The organism is Pseudomonas sp. NY15463 (assembly GCF_048068415.1).
Classification (GTDB): domain Bacteria; phylum Pseudomonadota; class Gammaproteobacteria; order Pseudomonadales; family Pseudomonadaceae; genus Aquipseudomonas; species Aquipseudomonas mosselii_C.
Genome location: NZ_JBLUQD010000012.1, coordinates 12,008 through 30,808 on the forward strand (window position 1 = coordinate 12,008; position 18,801 = coordinate 30,808).

The following is an 18,801-nucleotide window of genomic DNA, read 5'->3' on the forward strand; positions in this document are numbered from 1 at the left end:
GCTTCGCGATGGCCTTGCACTCCGCTAAACCCGAATCCAGCGCAGCACCTGTAGGAGCGGGCTTGTGCCGCGAAAGGGCTGCGAAGCAGCCCCGGCGATCTTGTATGACACTGAAATCCTGGGACCGCTGCGCGCCCCTATCGCGGCACAAGGCCGCTCCTACAGGATTGTGCAGTGCCTGACCTCAGCGCAGCACCTGTAAGAGCGGCCTTGTGCCGCGAACACCGGCATAGCCGGTGCCAGCCAATACCCTCACCTGTCGTTGCCCACAGATGAATAACCTTTCATCTCGCCCATCCATCACCCTCGGTTGACGACAGGGGGAGGACCGGGCGTATATTGATAGTTAGCAAACTATGAATATATTTGGTTTTCCATGTCCCTTGACGCACTGCACCTTAAAATCAGCAGCGGCGTGGTCGTGGCGGCTCGGCATTGGCGTCGCCTGTGCCAGGGCGCCTTGACCCGCTACGGCATCTCCGAGGCCTGCGCGGTCCCGCTGCTGATGATCGTGCGCCTGGGCGATGGCGTGCATCAGGTAGCCGTGGCCCAAGCCGCAGGCCTTGAGAGCCCGTCGTTGGTGCGCCTGCTCGATCAGCTGTGCAAGGCCGGCCTGGTCATACGCTGCGAAGACCCGCTGGACCGCCGTGCCAAGGCCTTGAGCCTGACCGTCGAAGGCCGCACCCTGGCCGAGTCCATCGAAGGCGAGCTGGTGCGTCTGCGCCGCGAGGTGCTGCACGGCATCGCCGAGGCCGACCTGGACGCGACCCTGCGCGTCATACAGGCCTTCGAGGCCGCGGGAGACCAAGCGTGAGCGGTTTCTTCAGCTCGGTCCCACCTGTGCGCGACTGGTTCTACGGCGTGCGCACCTTCGCCGCGTCGATGATCGCCCTGTACATCGCCCTGTTGCTGCAACTGCCGCGCCCGTACTGGGCGATGGCGACGGTGTATATCGTTTCCAGCCCGTTCGTCGGGCCGACCAGCTCCAAGGCGCTGTATCGCGCCCTCGGCACCCTGCTGGGCGCAGGCGGGGCGATCTTCCTGGTCCCGCCACTGGTGCAGTCCCCGTTGTTGCTGAGCATCGCCATTGCGCTGTGGACCGGTACGTTGCTATTCCTCTCGCTCAACCTGCGCACAGCTAACAACTATGTCCTGATGCTGGCTGGCTACACCCTGCCGATGATCGCTCTGGCGGTGGTCGACAACCCGCTGGCGGTGTTCGATGTGGCCTCATCGCGGGCCCAGGAAATCTGCCTCGGTATCGTCTGCGCGGCGGTGGTCGGGGCGATTTTCTGGCCACGCCGATTGGCTCCGGTGGTGGTCGGCGCCACCGGCAACTGGTTCAGCGAGGCGATTCGCTACGGCGACACCTACCTGGCCCGTGAAGCCAGCGCCGATAAGGTCGGCGGCCTGCGCGGGGCGATGGTCGCCACCTTCAACTCGCTGGAACTGATGATCGGCCAGCTCGGCCACGAAGGTGCCGGGCCGCACACCTTGAAGAACGCCCGCGAGCTGCGCGGGCGCATGATCCATCTGCTGCCGGTGATCGACGCCCTCGACGATGCCCTGCTGGCCCTCGAAGGCCGTGCCCCGGCACAGTTCAGCCAGTTGCAACCGGTCCTGGACGCTGCCCGCGAATGGCTCAAGGGCACCGCCGAAAGCGCCTCGGTGGCGCGCTGGACTGCCCTGCACGAGCAGATCGACCGCCTGCAACCCGGCGCCGCTGCCCTCGACCAACGTGCCGAACTGCTGCTGTCCAACGCCCTCTACCGCCTGAGCGAGTGGGCTGACCTCTGGCAAGACTGCTGCACCCTGCAACACGCCTTGCGCAACGACGACACGCAGCCCTGGCGCGCGGTTTACCGCCACTGGCGCCTGGGCCGCCTGACGGCGTTCTTCGACCGTGGCCTGATGCTCTACTCGGTGCTGTCAACGGTGCTGGCAATCATCGTCGCCTGCGGCCTGTGGATTGGCCTGGGCTGGAACGACGGCGCCAGCGCGGTGATCCTCGCCGCAGTTTCGTGCAGCTTCTTCGCCGCCATGGACGACCCGGCCCCGCAGATCTACCGGTTCTTCTTCTGGACCTTGATGTCGGTGATCTTCTCTAGCTTGTACCTGTTCCTGGTACTGCCCAACCTGCACGACTTCCCGATGCTGGTGCTGGCCTTCGCCGTGCCGTTCATCTGCATCGGCACCCTGACCGTGCAGCCGCGCTTCTACCTGGGCACCCTGCTGACCATCGTCAACACCTCGACCTTCATCAGCATTCAGGGCGCCTACGACGCCGACTTTTTCGCCTTCATCAACGCCAACCTGGCCGGCCCCGTGGGGCTGCTGTTCGCCTTCATCTGGACCCTGGTGATGCGCCCGTTCGGCGTGGAACTGGCGGCCAAGCGCATGACCCGCTTCGCCTGGCGCGACATCGTCGGGATGACCGAGCCGGCGACCCTGGCCGAACACCGCCAGGTCGGCGTGCAGATGCTCGACCGCCTGATGCAGCACCTGCCGCGCCTGTCACAGACCGGCCAGGACAGCGGCGTCGCCCTGCGCGACCTGCGCGTGGGCCTAAATCTGCTCGACCTGCTGGCCTACCTGCCACGCGCCAGCGCCCAGGCCCGCGAACGCCTGCAAACGGTGATCGACGAAGTCGGCAGCCACTACGCGGCGTGCCTTGAAGCCGGCGAGCGCCTGCATGCCCCGGCCACGCTGCTACGCAATATGGAGCGCGCGCGCCTGGCGCTGAACCTGGATGAACTGTACGAACGCGGCGACGCTCGCACCCACCTGCTGCATGCCCTGTCAGGCCTGCGCCTGGCCTTGCTGCCGGGTGTGGAGGTGATGCTCGAGCCTGCCGACCAACCGCAACTGCCCCCCGGCCTCGACGGAGCGCCCCTGTGATCGGTGAACTGGATATCAGCGGGGTGTTCCTGCCCACGCTGCTGGTGATGATGTTTGGCACCTACCTGCTGTTCCTGGGGGTACACGCGGTGCTGGTGCGCCTGCATTTCTATCGCCTGGTCTGGCACCGCGCGCTGTTCAACGTCGCCTTGTATGCCGTACTGCTGGGTGCGGTCGACCACTTTTGCCGAAGCCTGATGCTGCCATGAAAAAACCTTTGCTGACCCTGGGCCGCGTGGTCCTGACCTTGCTGGTAGTGACCTTCGCCGCCGTGCTCGTGTGGCAGATGGTGGTGTACTACATGTTCGCCCCCTGGACCCGCGATGGGCATATCCGCGCCGACGTGATCCAGATCGCCCCCGATGTGTCGGGGCTGATCCAGAAGGTCGAGGTGCGCGACAACCAGACCATCAAGCGCGGCGACGTGCTCTTCACCATCGACCAGGACCGCTTCACCCTAGCCCTGCGCCAGGCCAAGGCGACCCTGGCCGAACGCCAGGAAGCCCTGGCCCAGGCCTCGCGCGAGGCCCAGCGCAACCGCAAGCTGGGCAACCTGGTGGCGGCCGAGCAACTGGAGGAAAGCCAGTCCCGCGAGGCCCGCGCGCGCTCGGCGGTGAACGAAGCCCAGGTGCAAGTGGACGTGGCTCAGCTCAACCTCGACCGCTCGGTGATACGCAGCCCGGTGGACGGCTACCTCAACGACCGTGCCCCGCGCGCCCACGAGTTCGTCAGCGCCGGGCGCCCGGTGCTGTCGGTGGTCGACAGCGCCTCGTACCACGTCGATGGCTATTTCGAAGAAACCAAGCTGGGCGGGATCCAGGTCGGTGATGCCGTGGACATCCGCGTAATGGGCGACAACACCCGCCTGCGCGGCCACGTGCAGAGCCTCGCCGCCGGCATCGAGGACCGCGACCGCAGCAGCGGCGCCAACTTGCTGCCCAACGTCAACCCGGCCTTCAGCTGGGTACGCCTGGCCCAGCGCATCCCGGTGCGCATCGCCTTCGACGAAGTGCCGCAGGACTTCCGCATGATCGCCGGGCGCACCGCTACCGTGTCGATCATCGAGGACAAGCGCCCATGAAACAGCTGATCCTGGCGGGCCTGTGCCTGTCGCTGGGCGCCTGCATGATGGTCGGGCCCGACTACGAAGTGCCCAAGGACGCCGCCGTGCAGCGCAGCGACCTGAACGGCCCGCTGCGCCAGGATGCCGACAGCGTGGTCTCGGCGCCGGTGCCCGAGGACTGGTGGCAGCTGTACCAGGACCCGCGCCTGAACCAGCTGGTACGTGACGCACTGAGCGCCAACACTGAGCTGCGCGTGGCAGCCGCCAACATCGCCAAGGCCCGCGCCCAGGTGGAGGTGGCCGACTCCCAAGGTGGATTCAATGGCGGTTTCAAGGCCGGCGCCCAGCGCTTGCAGGAGTCCGGCGAAGCCTTTTTGCTGACCGAAAAAGTGCCGGTGGCCAACATCGGCGAGGCGATCATCAGCGCCAGCTACCAGTTCGACCTGTGGGGCACCCTCAAGCGCGGCACCGAGGCGGCCAAGGCCAACGCCGACGCCGTGCAGGCCGCCGCCGACACCGCGCGCATCACCCTGGTGGCCGACGTGGTCAAGGCCTACACCCAGGTATGCTCGGCCAACGAGGAATACCACATCGCCCGCGAGTCGCTGGACTTGCAGGAGCAGAGCGTGAAGCTCACTCAGCGCCTGCGGGATGCCGGGCGCGGCGACGAAACCCAGGTGACTCGCTCACAGACCCAATTCAAGTCGTTGCGCGCCGAACTGCCGCGTTTCAAGGCCGAGCGCGAAGCCGGGCTGTACACCCTGGCCGCGCTATTGGCCAAGCCCGTGGAGCAATTGCCCACCGGGACCGCCGATTGCGCCGAGTTGCCGCAGCTCAGCCAACGGGTCCCCGTCGGCGACGGCGCAGCCTTGCTCAAGCGCCGCCCGGACGTGCGCCAGGCCGAGCGCCAGCTGGCCGCTGCCACCGCGAACATTGGCGTGGCCACCGGCGCGCTATACCCAGACATCAGCATCGGCGCCCAGGTGGGCACCATCGGCATCCTCGAAAACCTCGGCGAGCCAGCCACCAACCGCTGGGGCATCGGGCCGCAGATCAGCTGGAACATCCCCACCAACGGCACCCGTGCGCGCATTCGCATGGCCGAGGCTTCGACACAGGCGGCACTGGCGCATTTTGACGGGGTGGTGCTCAACGCCATCCGTGAGACGCAGACGCGCCTGGCGCAGTACAGCGCGCTCCTGGACCGGCGTGATGCGCTGGCCGAGGCCGAGCGCTCAGCCAAGGAATCGGCAGATCAGACGCACCTGCGCTATCAGGTGGGGCGTGAGTCGTTCCTGGCGGATTTGCAGGCCACGCGGACCTATACCGATGTGCGCGCGCAGTTGGCGGCGGCGAACGGTCAGGTGGCGATGGGGCAGATTGGGGTGTTCTTGGCGTTGGGTGGGGGGTGGAAGGATAACACTGGACGCTGAGGAACCATCCAGGCAGTACAGGTGCTGGTGGCCGTGATGCGGTTCTACGTCAAATCACTCGAACCGTACGAAATTTCCGAGATTGAACCCAAATCCTACAGATCAACACGGGTTAGGACCTATCCTACGCGCCTTGCGGAGGTTTCAATGTTGTCGGGGAAATGCCTCAGGAATAACGTCTTCGGGTCGCTTTCGGGCGATCGGGATTGAGACCCCCGGCAACATGAGAGTTACACCGCTTATGGCGGTCGTGCGCGGGCAGGCTTCGGTCTGATCGGGTTTCTCATGTGGCCCGGGTCTCACACCTGCGTACGACTGCCACCCAACTCAGTGAGACGAGGAAGGACGGTAGTTCCTTAAGGTCCACGTGAGGTTTCAACCATGAACAGGCTTGTCTTCGACCCACCCCGCATCACCTCTCCCTTCTTTTCAAATGCCCTGAACCGCCTGGATACCACGCCGGGAGGTGCGCAATGAGCGATGACCTGAAAAGCTGCACCACGATGGGCAACGAAACCTGCCTGGAGCTGTTCCGCGTACAGCCAGGCATACCCATGGAGCGGGTGCTGGACGAGATTTCGGTATTACTGGGCTGCATCCGCCACCTGTCCACCGAGGCAGAGATGGAGGGTGACCTGCTGGCCGGGAGTGCGGCGCGGATCCTGAGTGACATGGCCAAGGCGCTGATCAACGACCTGGAGCGGGGGATGAACCGTGCGCTGCACTAGATCAGAGTGCGATCTGTGCAGGATCGGCCCCCGCATTTCGGCCCTGTCCACAGCCGCTGGATGGGGGTAGAGAGGGGTAAACGACGCTGAAGAGCAAAGCCCGCAGGCCGCCCGCTGCTCGAGATGACTAACAGATATCACTGGTCGCATCTGGTAGGTCTGCGAGTTATGCCTCGTTTGACGATTGGCGATGCTTCACCTGACTTCAACAAGACAGGTGAACCATGAAAGACAGTGCGGGCGCTCAACTGGCAGCTTCAGTCAGGCTTTTTTATCGCAAAAACCAGTTGGCAACCGAAACAGGAACACGGATGACCCGCTCGCTCATCGGTAGCGAGCAGCAAAGTCTTGCCCAGCTCAACATAGGCCAGGAGCGCAGCGTCGTGCTGCTGGCCGTGGATGCAATGCAATCGCCCCTGGCACGACAGGCCGTGCTGTCCGCCAAGCCATCAAGTTACCAGGCTTATGGGTACAGCACGCCCCAACCCAGTGTTGCCACAGCGTTCAATGGTCAGCCGCGGGACGGGCTCACGGGGAACTACCTACTGGGGACCGGCTACCGCGCCTATAATCCGGTGTTGATGCGTTTCAACAGCCCCGATAGTTGGAGCCCGTTCGGCGCGGGCGGCCTCAGTAGTTATGGGTATGTCGAAGGCGACCCTATTAATAACTCGGACCCCTCCGGGCATGTAAAGAAATTCTCATACAGTGGTCCGGGCCGCTTACTAGGTAAAAAGACCCTTTATTTCGAAAGTTTCGAGGAAGGTAGCCGCGTGGGCAACCTGGACATGCACGGTGATGTTGGGCTTGTTTCGTTTGATGGCCAAAAACTTAATGGCCGGGAACTAAAATCCGCCTTGATTAAGAAAAATATCGAATTGTCGGACCTGGATCAATTCAGGATTATCTCCTGCTATTCAGCAGATGGTGAAATGTCAGTTGGCAAACAATTCGCAAATGCTACAGGCCTGAAAACCACAGCATTCATCGGGCGTGTTTATCCCACAGACATGAAGCTGCAACCTACTAAAGGCAATGATAAGGTGAACCTAGCAAACTACAGCTTAGCCACCAAAAATAACTTCCAAAAAAATCATCCCGAATATAAATATTTCAATTACTCCCCAGTTGCATTCAAACCAGAAGAAGTTCGAAATAAAAATAAAAAAACCAGAACCCAAACTTAGGGAAGCTACGAATAAGTTTTCCATCAGCCAGAAATGGACGGTTTGGGGATACCGAAAAGCCCGATTTTCAGACGCTGACTATTGGAAAACCAAGGCACAGCCTTGGTTTTCTGCCCTCACGGGCATACCTCTCCCGCAGCCGCAATAATTGCCGGCGCACCATCCAAAGACTCGAAAGCGCGAACATTGTGCTCAATTGCGCCGTGTTCTTGGCTAGGTCACAGAAGCGGGTCTTCACATAGCCGAACTCTCGTTTGATAACTCAAAACGGACGCTCGACCTTCGCACGCATTTGGGCTTTGGCCTTCTCGGTCTTGCGCCTGGCTTTGTACAACACACTGCGCTTGCACAAATGCTTACAGGTGCTGCGTCGCGCAGCGATCTACCAGATCACTTGCCGACCGTCGCGCTCAGGGCATTTCTCTACGCCGGTGTACCCCGCGTCAGTACAGACAACGTTTTCTTCAGCGTGCAACAGATGAGCGACCTCCGCCACGACAGACACGTTGTAACCGATCCATGAATCCCACCTGCTCGCAAGGTGAAGTCTCAGTTTAAACTGCGGTGCCATGGACGTAGTTTATCAGGCCCGATTCAGCGCCAGCTCCGATATGCGCTTTCATGCCGTAGGAGTATTGGTTTCCCTTACTCGCCTGATACATTTCCGGGTCGCGCTTGCCTTGCGTGTTCTTGCTCGAACTGGGCGCGTTGATGATTGTGGCATCGACGATCGTGCCCTAGCCCAAGACAACCCCCTTGTCTCGCAGATAGGCGGCGTTGATGGTTTCCAGAATGCCTGTAGCCAACTGGTGTTTCTCCAGCAGGTGCCGGAAATTCATGATCACAGTGTTTTCGGGGATCGGGGTGATCCCGTACAACGCACTAGTGTTCTGAATGGTTAATTCGTTTACCTACTTGATTCGTTTCGCCCAATGATTCCGGGGATTTCAAAATAAACGAACTACCCAAACGGGACACTAGATCAGAACGTGCTCTGTGCAGGAGACTTACCGGGGGCGCCGAGCCGGGTCGCTCAACAGCCCCAGGATTTCGGCTCCATCCAAAATCGCCGGGGCTGCTACGCAGCCCTTTCGCGGCACAAGGCCGCTCACAGGGGCGAACTGGGGGTTCAACGCCAGGGCGCGGGCTCACCGACCAGTTGACCCTGGATGCCTTGCACGCCCATCTCACGCAGCACGTTCAGCTCTCCTTCTGTTTCCACCCGCTCGGCGATCAGCGGCAGGTCGATGCTGTGCGCAGCACGCTGTATGGCTTCGATGAACAAGCGCTTGTGCTGCTCGGTATCGATGCTGCGGATATAGCCACCGTCGATCTTCAGGTAAGCCAGCCCCAGATGTGCCAGGTTGCCGATCATGCTGAAGCGTCCGCCAAAGCGTTGCAGCGCCAGGCTGAAGCCCAGACCGTGCAGGCGGCGGGTGAGCTGTTCGAGCAGCGACTGTTCGGGTAACTGTTCTTCACCGATTTCGAAGGTCAGATGTTCCCCCAACGCGCGGTGCTGGCCCAGCAGGTCGAAGACTCGCTGCAAGGCCTTGGGATCGGCAAGCGTCGCAGCGGACAGGTTGAGCGCCAGCGCCTCGCGGTGCGCCTGTAGATGGCGCAGCACCTTCTCCAAAACCAGCAGGTCGAGCCGGGCCATCCAGCCGAAACGTTCGAGCCAGGGCAGAAAGCGCCCAGCGGCAATGGCCTCGCCCTGCTCGTCGAGCAGGCGCGAGATCACCTTGTAGTGCAAGACCTTGTCTGGCGCGCGGGCGTCCACCACCGGCTGGAAGAACAGCTCGAACTGCCCGTTGTGCAGCGCTTGATCCAGACGCGTGTGCCAGGCGTGATGGCTGTCGGCGGCTTGCGCTGCGGCGCCTTGCTCCAGGCACACCCAACCGGGTTTCGGCTGGCTTTCGGCACGCGCCAGGGCCTCGTCGGCGAGCTTGAGCAGCGCCTGCGGTGCATCGCCGGGGCTGTAGGGGGCCAAGCCGATGCAGGCCACCGGGTCGACATCGCTGGCGCCGGTTTCGTGCAAGCTCTGCAAGGTACTGGCCAACGCCTGGGCCAGTTGAACGGCCTCTTCGTGCACCATGCCTGGCGCCAGCACGGCGAACTCGCCGCCGCGGCTACGGGTGATCAGGTCGTTGGTCTCTGGGTAATGCGCGCAAGTGCGGCGCAATTGCTCACCCACCGCCTGCAACAACTGGTCGGTGCGCTGGCCGCCCAGGCGAGCGTTGAGGCCAGCCAGATCCTGTACGCGCAGCAGCAGCAGGTAGCCAGCGCGGGCATCTTCGGCGTTGCTCACCCGAGCGTTGAGCTGCATTTCGAAGTAACGGCGGTTGGCAAGGCCGGTCAGGCTGTCTTGGTACGACTCGCTGCGCAGTTTCTCGCTGCGCTCGGCCTGCTCGGTGAACAGTGCCTTGAGCTTCTCGACCATTTGGTTCATCGCCTGTACCACACGGCGCAGCTCAGGGGTGCGCGGCAGCTCCGGCAGGCTCAGGAACTCGCGCCGGGCGATGGCGTGGGACTGCGCCACCATGTAGTCCAATGGGCGCAGTTGGCGACGCAGCAACAGAGCGCCGAGCACCGCGCTCACCGCACCGCACAGCAACAACCAGCCGAGGCTGCCCAGGGCGCTCTGCCAGAGCTTGGCCAGGGCGAACATGGGGTGGCTGATCACCTCTACCCGCGCCGCCTGCTGCCAGCCGCGGCTGACGATCGCATCGCCGCCGGCAGGTTCCAAGCCGATCAGGTGGATGAACCAGCCCGGCACGCCGCCACTGTCAGGCTCGGCGTGGCGCTCGACCAGCACCGCGTTGGACTCGATGTCGATCACCTTGATGCTGGAGTAGTAGCCACTGTCGAAGATCGAGCTGACCATAAGCTCGACCATCGCCGGATCGTCGATGTTCGGCGTCAACGACAGCGCCAGCGCCGTGGCCGCATCCTGGGCGTGGGAGCGCAGTTGGTTGACGTACTGGCTGCGCGAGCTTTCCAGACTGACCATGAAGCTGCCGCCGAAGGCGACCACCAGGAACAGGCAAATGGCTAGCAGCAATTGTTTGAACAGTGACATCTGTGCTCCTTCAGTAGACCGGTTCGGCCGGGAACCCTTCGGCCTGCATTTTCTTCAGCAAGTCCTGCCAGCGCGACAGGCGCTTGGTGTCGCCAACCTTCTTGTTGCCGGCAGCGCCGGTCAGCCAAAGGCCTTCGCCGTTGAAGCTGTACACCGGCAGCAAGTCGGTACGCTGGCTGGCCGGTTTGATCGCGTCCATCAGGCTGTCGAGCACCAATGGCTGGGCCTGTGGGCTTGAATAATAGGTCAGGACCATGTGCGCCCGGTTCTGGCGCAGGGCCTTGACGTAGGTGATCCGCAGTTTTTCGGCGGGAATGCCCATGCGCCGCAGGCTGAAGTACTTGGCGATGGCGTAGTCTTCGCAATCACCGGCGCCCTTGATCAGCGATTGCACAGGTGTGGCCCAGTAGTCCACTTCATGCCACAGGTCGATGTCCTCGACGTAGCGCAGTTGCTTGTTGAAGAACAGGTTGACCACCTTGAGTTGCTCCTGCTCGCTGGCCTGCTTCTGCGTCGCCAGCAGGTTCTGCCAGGCATCGAGGCGGCCCTGCCCTGCGCCCAGCGGCCCGTACAACGCCTGGGCGCGGCGACTGATCTGGGAAAAATCCCAGTCGGCCTGGCTGACGCCCAGCAACACGCAGCCGAACGCCAAGGCCAGGCCAAGGCGGCGCAGAGTGTTGCTAAGTGCCCAAGGTTTCGCCACTGCGAATACCCGATCAGGTCCGTTGAAAGCTGCGATGGTGCAAGCTGACGAGGTAAAAGACAACGGCACAATGCAATCACGCTGCCAGCTGTCGGCAACCCCGCTTCCCACAAGTGCTGCCGTCGTCGTCCGTCTTCCCAAGGCCTGCGACTTCCTTCACGATAGCCGCGTTTGCTGAATGGACCTCATGGCCCCGGCGAACCTGCTGTTTGACAAGCTGACCACTCCCTCACTAGGGTTATTGGATCCAATGTTCATGTTGCCGAGGCGAACCCCGCGTGGCTGAGAAACCCAAACTCCTGAGCACCATCCTGGGTGGCGAGCAGGTTCCCGCGCACCTGGCCCGCAGTGTCATCGAAGAACGTCTGCGCAGTGCCATCCTCGACGGTCGCCTTGCGCCGGGTACCGCCGTGCGCCAGCAAGAGCTGGCCACGCTGTTCGGCGTCAGCCGCATGCCAGTACGCGAGGCGCTGCGCCAACTCGAGGCGCAGTCGTTGTTGCGGGTGGTGATGCACAAGGGCGCAGTGGTCGCGCCGCTGATCGGTGAAGATGCCGTGGATACCTACGGCCTGCGGGTGCTGCTCGAAACCGAAGCCTTGCGCCAGTCGATCCCACTGCTCCAGGCCGAGGACATCGCTCAGGCCCGTGGCTATATTCGCGAGCTGGAAACCGAGACGCGCTACGCCGAAATCGGGCGCCTCAACCGCCTGTTCCACATGACGCTCTACGGCAAGGCACGCAACCAGAAGCTGCTGCGCCTGATCGAGATCGAACTCAACGAGGAAGAACGTTTCCTGCGCTTCCATTTGTCGTCCATGGGCCTGGGCAAGCTCACTCAGGATGACCACATCGCCATCACCGACGCCGCCAGCGACAAACTGGTGGACGAAGCCGTACGGCTACTGGAAGCCCACCTGAACAACGCCGCACGTACCATCAGGAACTACCTCGATAGGCAATCGGCCACCTGACCACGCGCAAATGCGCCAGCTTGGGCACAAGGATGGCAATAAACGTGCAAGCCCCCGGCGCAGGTGCCAAGCGAGCCGCCATACCGTATTCAGCAGATCTGCCGGGCACATCGCGGTGAGCTGCGCGAGCGCCGCCGCCGGGCCGAAGCACTCCCCGGCCACGGGCAGCACGCTGTTCAACCCGCGCAGCGTGCGTATTTTCTACTCCTCCCTCGACCTGCTCGGCTTCTAGGCCAGCGCATCTGCCCACTCGTTTGCACGACGAGATCCGCCCAACAGGCGTTGCCGGCCATAACAGTGCCAGCATTTGCGGCACACTCTACTCGCTACGACGGCTGCTGATCACCAATAGCGGACCTGGCCGTCGGCATTCACACCCACTTGCAGAAGGAGCCTGCCACCGGGGCAAGAACCGCCAGCCGATCAGCTGCCCCTGAACAGTCAAACGCCCCCTATCCGTTAATCAGTGCTCTGAGTGAGGCATTCACTCCGTGTTTAATTTTTCTGCTCGTTGATGATCGGAAGGAGCACTTATTGCCAAATTAAAACAACTTACGTGTTTTAATCTGGCAACTTTCAACTTTAAAAACTTGCAACTTGAAAATAAACAAAAAAAGAATTGCAAGTTCTTTTGCAGTTGCTCTAACTTTTATTTCGCCGACCACGGCGAGGACGCTACCTCCCCGCAATCAAAGGCTCCGCGAGCCCTGTACGGCCCTTTCCGTTGCGCGCCATCGAAACTTCGTTCGAGGTACCCGCTCGCCCGAAAACTCCATGACGGCTCAACGGAATTGCATCAACCAACCTGAACACAGACCAAGACGGATATTAATATGAGCACATTGAAGCGCGCACTTTCCGACAAAAAACAGGTACTTTCGCAGCACCCTCTGTTCTCTGAAATCGACTCACTCGACACACTTCGTCGCTTCATGGAAACCCACGTATTCGCGGTGTGGGACTTCATGTCGCTGACCAAACGCCTGCAACAAGAACTCACCTGCGTCAGCCTGCCGTGGCTACCGCCGGCAGACCCTGCAGCTGCGCGACTGATCAATGAGATCGTGCTGGGTGAAGAGTCAGATGATCGCCTCGACCACGGCCACTACAGCCATTTCGAGCTGTACCTGGATGCCATGCGCGAAGTCGGTGCCAGCACTCAGGCCATCGAACGCTTCGTCAGCCTGATGCAGCAAGGCGTCGCTCACCCCGAAGCCTTGCAACGCGCCGGTGCCAGCGAGGCCGCGCAACGTTTCGTGCGCGATACCCTCGAAGTGGCGCTGGACGCTCCGGCCCATCGCGTCGCTGCGGCGTTCCTGCATGGGCGCGAGAGCGTGATTCCGAGCATGTTCCAGCAGATCCTCGATGAGTGGGGCATCGGCATCGAGCAGGCCCCGACATTCCGTTACTACCTGCAACGCCACATCGAAGTGGACTCCGAAGATCACGGCCCGGCTGCCGAGCAGTTGCTGGCACGCCTGGTCGCTGACGACCCCGTGCGTGAAGAGGATGTCTACGTCGCCGCCATCGCCGCTGTGGACAGCCGCATGGCCCTGTGGGACCGCCTGCGCGCTGCGCTGCAAGCCCCGGTTGCCGAGGTCGCCCGATGAACGCCATCGACTACCGCTCCTTCGCCGATGCCTGGGAAGAGCGCGCGACCATCCGCACCCGACCGCGCCGTCGGGTAGAGGACGACCAGCGGCTGATCTACCCGCTGAGCCGCCAACCACTGGTACTTGGGGCCACGTTTCAGCGCGAGTGCCCACAGTTGCGCGACTTCGTCCTGGTGCAAAGCCTCTACAAGTTCATCAACGACGTGGTGATCTTCGAGACCGAGATCGTCGACCGCACCGCCCGGCGCATCGCCAAGGACCGCTTCGCCGTGCGGTTTCCATTCGCCTGCCGCTACGACGCAATGACCGTGGTGGTGGACGAGGACTACCACGCCCTGGTGGCCATGGATTTCCTGCAACAGACCATTGCCCTGACCGGCGTGCAACCGATCGCCTTGCCGCAGGAAATCGAACTCAGCCGGGCCATCCCGCAGGCCCTGGCGCAAGTGCCCGAGGCCCTGCGCGATGCCTTGGAGTTGATCTGCGTGGGCATTGCCGAGAACACCTTGACCGACGATGTGGCGGCATTCGCCCGTGATGACACGGTCAAGCCCTCGGTGAAGGGGCTGATGGCCGATCATCTGCTCGATGAAGGGCGCCATTCGAGCTTCTGGGCGAGGCTCACACGGATCTACTGGCAGGCCGCGCCTGAGGCCGACCGCAGGGCACTGGCCAAGGTGCTACCCGTGTTTCTCAGCCAGTACCTGACCAACGACATCCAAAAGGCCTTCGACTTCGCACTGATCGCCGCGCTGCCGATCAGCGAAGCGGTACGCGACGACCTGCGTGAGGAGGCGCAGGGGCTGGCATTCCCGATCAATCACCAGCACCCATTGCTGGGCAACATCCTGCGCTTCTTCCGCGCAAGCTCGATGCTCGAATCGGCCTGCGTACAAGACGCACTGCGCGACTACTTGCCCTGAGGACCCCATCATGAGACGCCTCGAGATACTTTTGGTAGGTACCAGTCCCGCCCTGGCGACACTTGCCCGCCAGCTCGACGAACACGGTCACGGCGCGGCCACGGCCTGGGATACAGATGCGCTGCGCCAACAACTGGCCCATCGCCCTGACCTTGTGGTGGAGGACGGCAGCCTGTCGCTCGCCAGTGGTGACTGGCAACCGCTGGGGGCCATACCGCTGTTACGGCTGCGCCTGGGTGCAAGCTTCGCCGAGACCTTGCCACGCCTGGAAATCCTCTGCTGGTGCGGCAGTGCCAGCGCACAGCGATTGATCGAACGCCTGCCTGTGCCCACGCCAGATAGCGGTAATGGCCAACAGCTGTGCGAAGACACGCTGCTGGCCTTGAGCGATCTATTGGCCTTGCAGGTCAACCGCTTCGCGCGCAACCCTCAGTACCTGCATGAGGCGCCAGCCGCAGGCCCTGGGCTGCATGAGCGAGAGCATGGCCTGGAGTGGCTGGAGGGGCTGGCCTATCGGCATCCGTTCAACCGTACGCTGCGCGCCGACCTGCTCGAGCGAACCGAAAGCGGCTTGCTTGAAACGCTGGAACACAGCCTACGCCAACACGCCGAGCGCCCGGCGCTCGACCACGCAGGGCAGCAGCAAAGCTACCGGCAACTGCATGCGCAGGCCGTTGGCATCCAACGCGCCCTGCTCCTCCTGCTGCCTACGCCGAGCGCGCAGCCACCGGTGGTGGCTGTGTGCGTGGCCAAGTCGCCAGCGTTGTATGCCAGCCTTCTGGCGATCTGGGGTTGCGCGGCCATCTACCTGCCGCTTGATCCCGCCACGCCTGCCGAGCGTCGCCAACGCATCCTTGAGGACGCTGGAGCCTGCGTGCTGCTGCATGACGGTGAAGCGCCTGTGGATATCTCGCACCTGGATGTGCGCAATTTAGGGCCGGCCTTGGACAGCCCACTGCCCAGTCTGGCACTACGCCCATCAGTTCAGCCCTGCGTGGCGATCTACACCTCCGGGACCACCGGGCTGCCCAAAGGTGTGTTGCTGAGCCAGCGCAACCTGGCGCACTTCATGGCCTGGTACCAGGCGCATGTGGGGCTCGACAGCCATAGCCGGGTGCTGCAGTTCTCCACCATTGGCTTCGATGCCTCGCTGCTGGACATCCTGCCGACCTTCGCCTGCGGCGCGCTGCTGGTGCTGCCCAGCGAGGAGCAACGCCGCGATCCCGTGCAGTTGATACGACTTATCCACCGACAGGAGGTCACCCATGCGTTTCTGCCGCCAGCCTTGCTGAGCATCCTGCCTCGGGATGTGCATCTTGGCTTGCAGCACCTGATCACTGGGGGCGATGTCTGCGAACCCGGGGTGATCGCGCGCCTGGCTGGACAGTGCCACCTGCACAACATCTACGGCCCCACGGAAACCACCGTACTGGCCACGACTCGGGTCTTCGCCGAAGGTGACAACAACCGCAACCTCGGGCTGCCGATTGCCAACACCCAGGTGCTGATCCTCGACGAACACCTGCATCCGGTGCCGGAACACACCCCGGGTGAGCTATACATCGCCGGGCCAGGGGTGGGGCTGGGTTACTTGAACAACCCTGCACTCAGCGCAGAACGCTTCGTCGAGCTGCTCCTGCCTGAGGGTCGCTCGCTGCGTGCCTACCGCACCGGCGATATCGGCAAATGGACCGCACACGGCATCGAGCTGTGCGGCCGACGGGATAACCAGGTGAAGATCCGTGGGTTCCGTGTAGAGCCTGAGGAAATCGAACATTGCCTGCGTGACAGCCGGCTGTTCGCGCAGGTGGCAGTGGTGGTCGATGCGCAGCGCCGTGTGCTGGCGTTCGTCGCGCAAGCGGACGGCCCCGATGCCCAGGAGCAGTTGCGCCTGCATGCCGAGCGGACCTTACCCGACTACATGCGCCCAAGTTTCTATCAAGTGTTGGAGCAGATGCCCTACACCGCCAACGGCAAGGTGGACCGCAAGGCCCTGCTGCTGCGCCCCTTAGCCTTGCCGAAGCATCAGCGGCAGTTGCCGGCAAGCCACACCGAACAGCGCCTGTGCAGCCTGTGGGCGCAACTGCTGGAACTCCCGGAGACAGACATCTCCACCGACGACAGCTTCTTCAACCTGGGTGGGCACTCGATCCTGTTGTCGCGCCTGCTGTTGGAGGTACGCGAGCGCTTTGGCCGTGGCGTTGCGATCAACCGGTTCATCGAACTGCCGACGGTGCAGCGACTGGGTGCGCTGCTCGATGGTGTGGAGAGCGGACAGGAAGATGCGCTGATGCGTCTGGAACAGGATGCCAATCGTGAACTGGGGTTGCAGGTACTCCCAGTGGAGCGCTTGGGGGATGTGCATAAGGTGATCGTCACCGGGGCCAACAGCTTTCTCGGGGTGCACTTGGTAGAGGCCTTGCTGGAGTGGGGCGCCACCGAGGTAGCCTGCCTTGTGCGCAGCGCTGCTGGCGTGAGTGCCCAAGCGCGCTTCGCCCAGGCGCTGCACGACAACCATGTGACGCTGGATCTGACCCGCGTGCGGGTGCTCGAAGCCGACTTGCGCAAACCACGCCTTGGCCTGAGCGAGGCCGACTATGACTACCTGGATGAGCACTACGGCGCGCTGCTGCACAACGCAGCGCAGGTGAACCATGTGCTCGACTACCAGGTACTGGCAGCGGACAACATCGAGCCGTTGTTCGAGTGCCTGCAACTGTGCGAAGGGCGGCGCAAGAAGATTTTCAATTTCGTCTCGACCCTCTCGGCATGCAGTGCCGTGGACGATCACGGGCGGGTACTGGAAGACGACCCGGCAACGACGCCGCCGATCTATATCCGCAATGGCTACAACCTGAGCAAGTGGGTCGGTGAGCGCATCCTGCAACGGGCACGCGCCCAGGGCGTATGGGTCAACCTGTTCCGCCCCGGGAACATCACCTTCGACAGCCGTACTGGCGCCTGCCAGCCACAGCGCAACCGCTTGATGCTGATGCTCAAGGGGTCGCTGCAACTGGGTCAGGTACCTGGCCTGGAGATCGACTTTGACCTGATGCCGGTGGACTTCCTCGCACGCTTCATTGCCTTCCACGGCAGTCGCCACCAAAGCAGCCAATGCGTGTTCAACCTGCACAACCCGGAACCCCTGCGCTGGCGCGACTACCTGGCGTCATTTCGCGAGCAAGGCCATGCCTTCGAGCTGGTGAGCGTCGAGCAATGGCAACGGCAGTTACGTCGGGTTGACCGCGACAACGCGCTGTACGACGTCCTGGGCTTCTACCTCGATGGCTTCGAGGAGGACATCGGCGACATCTCGGGCATCGCGCATGACAACGCCAGGGCCGGCGTGCAGCGCATGGGCAGCCAGTACCCCAGCAAGAGCCCGGAGCTGCTACGCCGCGGCTGCAGGTACCTGACCAATATCGGTTTTATCTGAAACGTTCATCACAACAGGAGCAACACGACATGCACGCACTCAAACCCGATACTCTGATCCGCAACCCTGAAGGCTGCCTGGTGGTCTCCAGCGTGGACATCGCGGCACCTGCCGCCAGCGTCTGGAACATCGTCGGCAACTTCGCAGGCTTTCCGGTGTTCATTCCGGCGCTGGCGCACATCGACATGACCGGCACGGGTGTACGTTCGATCCGCAAGAAACTGTTCAAAGATGGCAATGTGGTGATCGAGCAGCTCAACTCACGCGATGAGCAAGCCATGAACATGACCTGGAGCCTGATCTACACCAGCCTCAACATCGGCAACCTGTGGGCCGCAATGGAGGTGAGCGCAATAGACGGGCAACGTAGCCGCGCGACCTGGACCATCCAGGCCGAGCCTTGGCAAGGCGGGCCGGAAGCGCTGCCGGATTTTCAGGCCTTCCTTCAAGGGTTCGCCGATGAGGCGATGGGGAATGTGAAGAACCTGCTGAGCTGATCGTACGGTCGAGCTACGAAGCCGCCCCATCGGGGCGGCTTTTTTTTGTGCCTGCATGGACTACGCGCGGCGCCAAACGGGCACAGAACAGAGGGCGGAAGCAGCTGCCATACCCCAGAAAGACAAAGCCCCCGATCGCATCGCGATCAGGGGCTTCGGAATTGAATCTTGACGATGACCTACTCTCACATGGGGAAGCCCCACACTACCATCGGCGATGCATCGTTTCACTACTGAGTTCGGGATGGGATCAGGTGGTTCCAATGCTCTATG

Annotated in this window: 14 protein-coding genes, 1 rRNA gene and 1 pseudogene; 12 read left to right on the top strand and 4 right to left on the bottom strand. The window is 62.4% G+C overall.

The features are described 5' to 3' along the window. Window positions 1-376: 376 nt before the first annotated feature. From ACNFIC_RS23470 to ACNFIC_RS23500, 7 genes are all read left to right on the top strand, one after another. A complete protein-coding gene (locus tag ACNFIC_RS23470; protein WP_138221837.1) occupies window positions 377-814 on the top strand; it encodes a MarR family winged helix-turn-helix transcriptional regulator in 438 nt (145 codons plus the stop codon). Then, entirely contained in the window at window positions 811-2,898 is a 2,088-nt protein-coding gene (locus tag ACNFIC_RS23475; protein ID WP_138221838.1) for an FUSC family protein, read from the top strand. Before ACNFIC_RS23470 ends, ACNFIC_RS23475 begins: the two co-directional genes overlap by 4 nt. After that, a complete protein-coding gene (locus ACNFIC_RS23480) occupies window positions 2,895-3,107 on the top strand; it encodes a DUF1656 domain-containing protein (RefSeq protein WP_016392395.1) in 213 nt (70 codons plus the stop codon). The genes ACNFIC_RS23475 and ACNFIC_RS23480 overlap by 4 nt, the downstream gene beginning before the upstream one ends. After that, window positions 3,104-3,979 carry an HlyD family secretion protein gene (locus ACNFIC_RS23485; protein ID WP_138221839.1) on the top strand — a complete coding sequence of 292 codons (876 nt, stop codon included), beginning with the start codon at window positions 3,104-3,106 and terminating at the stop codon, window positions 3,977-3,979. The genes ACNFIC_RS23480 and ACNFIC_RS23485 overlap by 4 nt, the downstream gene beginning before the upstream one ends. Next, the gene (locus ACNFIC_RS23490) at window positions 3,976-5,394 is read left to right on the top strand and encodes an efflux transporter outer membrane subunit (protein WP_416782225.1); all 1,419 of its coding nucleotides are present in this window, start codon (window positions 3,976-3,978) and stop codon (window positions 5,392-5,394) included. The genes ACNFIC_RS23485 and ACNFIC_RS23490 overlap by 4 nt, the downstream gene beginning before the upstream one ends. Window positions 5,395-5,867: 473 nt before the next feature. Continuing rightward, window positions 5,868-6,122, top strand: a complete 255-nt coding sequence (locus ACNFIC_RS23495) for a DUF3077 domain-containing protein (RefSeq protein ID WP_416782227.1) — start codon at window positions 5,868-5,870, stop codon at window positions 6,120-6,122. A 224-nt stretch (window positions 6,123-6,346) separates the two neighbouring features. Continuing rightward, window positions 6,347-7,309: an RHS repeat-associated core domain-containing protein gene (locus ACNFIC_RS23500; protein WP_416782228.1), complete on the top strand. Its 963-nt coding sequence runs from the start codon at window positions 6,347-6,349 to the stop codon at window positions 7,307-7,309. Window positions 7,310-7,376: 67 nt separating this feature from the next. Here the strand turns inward: ACNFIC_RS23500 and ACNFIC_RS23505 are convergent. The 3 genes and pseudogenes from ACNFIC_RS23505 to lapG form a co-directional block, all read right to left on the bottom strand. Further along, window positions 7,377-8,214, bottom strand: a pseudogene (locus ACNFIC_RS23505) (IS5 family transposase); the annotation flags it as partial. A gap of 224 nt (window positions 8,215-8,438) precedes the next feature. After that, window positions 8,439-10,385 (bottom strand): cyclic di-GMP receptor LapD, encoded by a 1,947-nt coding sequence (gene lapD, locus ACNFIC_RS23510; RefSeq protein WP_138221842.1) that lies wholly within the window; start codon window positions 10,383-10,385, stop codon window positions 8,439-8,441. 10 nt (window positions 10,386-10,395) lie between these two features. Further along, a complete protein-coding gene (gene lapG / locus ACNFIC_RS23515; RefSeq protein WP_416782229.1) occupies window positions 10,396-11,157 on the bottom strand; it encodes a cysteine protease LapG in 762 nt (253 codons plus the stop codon). Between the two features lie 209 nt (window positions 11,158-11,366). Between lapG and ACNFIC_RS23520 the strand changes: the two genes are divergently transcribed. The 5 genes from ACNFIC_RS23520 to ACNFIC_RS23540 all read left to right on the top strand — a co-directional run bounded on the left by ACNFIC_RS23520 (window position 11,367) and on the right by ACNFIC_RS23540 (window position 18,528). After that, complete coding sequence (locus tag ACNFIC_RS23520) at window positions 11,367-12,059, top strand: GntR family transcriptional regulator (RefSeq protein WP_416782230.1); 693 nt, start codon at window positions 11,367-11,369, stop codon at window positions 12,057-12,059. Between the two features lie 833 nt (window positions 12,060-12,892). After that, a complete protein-coding gene (locus ACNFIC_RS23525) occupies window positions 12,893-13,669 on the top strand; it encodes a DUF3050 domain-containing protein (RefSeq protein WP_138221845.1) in 777 nt (258 codons plus the stop codon). Beyond that, window positions 13,666-14,595: a diiron oxygenase gene (locus ACNFIC_RS23530; protein ID WP_416782232.1), complete on the top strand. Its 930-nt coding sequence runs from the start codon at window positions 13,666-13,668 to the stop codon at window positions 14,593-14,595. The genes ACNFIC_RS23525 and ACNFIC_RS23530 overlap by 4 nt, the downstream gene beginning before the upstream one ends. Window positions 14,596-14,605: 10 nt before the next feature. Further along, entirely contained in the window at window positions 14,606-18,031 is a 3,426-nt protein-coding gene (locus tag ACNFIC_RS23535; RefSeq protein WP_416782233.1) for an amino acid adenylation domain-containing protein, read from the top strand. A gap of 29 nt (window positions 18,032-18,060) precedes the next feature. Continuing rightward, the gene (locus tag ACNFIC_RS23540; RefSeq protein ID WP_138221848.1) at window positions 18,061-18,528 is read left to right on the top strand and encodes an SRPBCC family protein; all 468 of its coding nucleotides are present in this window, start codon (window positions 18,061-18,063) and stop codon (window positions 18,526-18,528) included. A gap of 166 nt (window positions 18,529-18,694) precedes the next feature. On the opposite strand, the gene rrf is transcribed toward ACNFIC_RS23540, so the two are convergent. Further along, window positions 18,695-18,801, bottom strand: a 5S ribosomal RNA gene (rrf, locus tag ACNFIC_RS23545); the annotation flags it as partial.

Excerpts from the sequence above, each read along its gene's own strand:
- ACNFIC_RS23495 (WP_416782227.1), top strand. The coding sequence starts at position 5,868 with ATGAGCGATGACCTGAAAAGCTGCACCACGATGGGCAACGAAACCTGC.
- ACNFIC_RS23485 (WP_138221839.1), top strand. The coding sequence starts at position 3,104 with ATGAAAAAACCTTTGCTGACCCTGGGCCGCGTGGTCCTGACCTTGCTG.
- ACNFIC_RS23490 (WP_416782225.1), top strand. The coding sequence starts at position 3,976 with ATGAAACAGCTGATCCTGGCGGGCCTGTGCCTGTCGCTGGGCGCCTGC.
- lapD (WP_138221842.1), bottom strand. The coding sequence starts at position 10,385 with ATGTCACTGTTCAAACAATTGCTGCTAGCCATTTGCCTGTTCCTGGTG.
- ACNFIC_RS23535 (WP_416782233.1), top strand. The coding sequence starts at position 14,606 with ATGAGACGCCTCGAGATACTTTTGGTAGGTACCAGTCCCGCCCTGGCG.
- ACNFIC_RS23525 (WP_138221845.1), top strand. The coding sequence starts at position 12,893 with ATGAGCACATTGAAGCGCGCACTTTCCGACAAAAAACAGGTACTTTCG.
- ACNFIC_RS23500 (WP_416782228.1), top strand. The coding sequence starts at position 6,347 with ATGAAAGACAGTGCGGGCGCTCAACTGGCAGCTTCAGTCAGGCTTTTT.
- ACNFIC_RS23530 (WP_416782232.1), top strand. The coding sequence starts at position 13,666 with ATGAACGCCATCGACTACCGCTCCTTCGCCGATGCCTGGGAAGAGCGC.
- ACNFIC_RS23540 (WP_138221848.1), top strand. The coding sequence starts at position 18,061 with ATGCACGCACTCAAACCCGATACTCTGATCCGCAACCCTGAAGGCTGC.
- ACNFIC_RS23470 (WP_138221837.1), top strand. The coding sequence starts at position 377 with ATGTCCCTTGACGCACTGCACCTTAAAATCAGCAGCGGCGTGGTCGTG.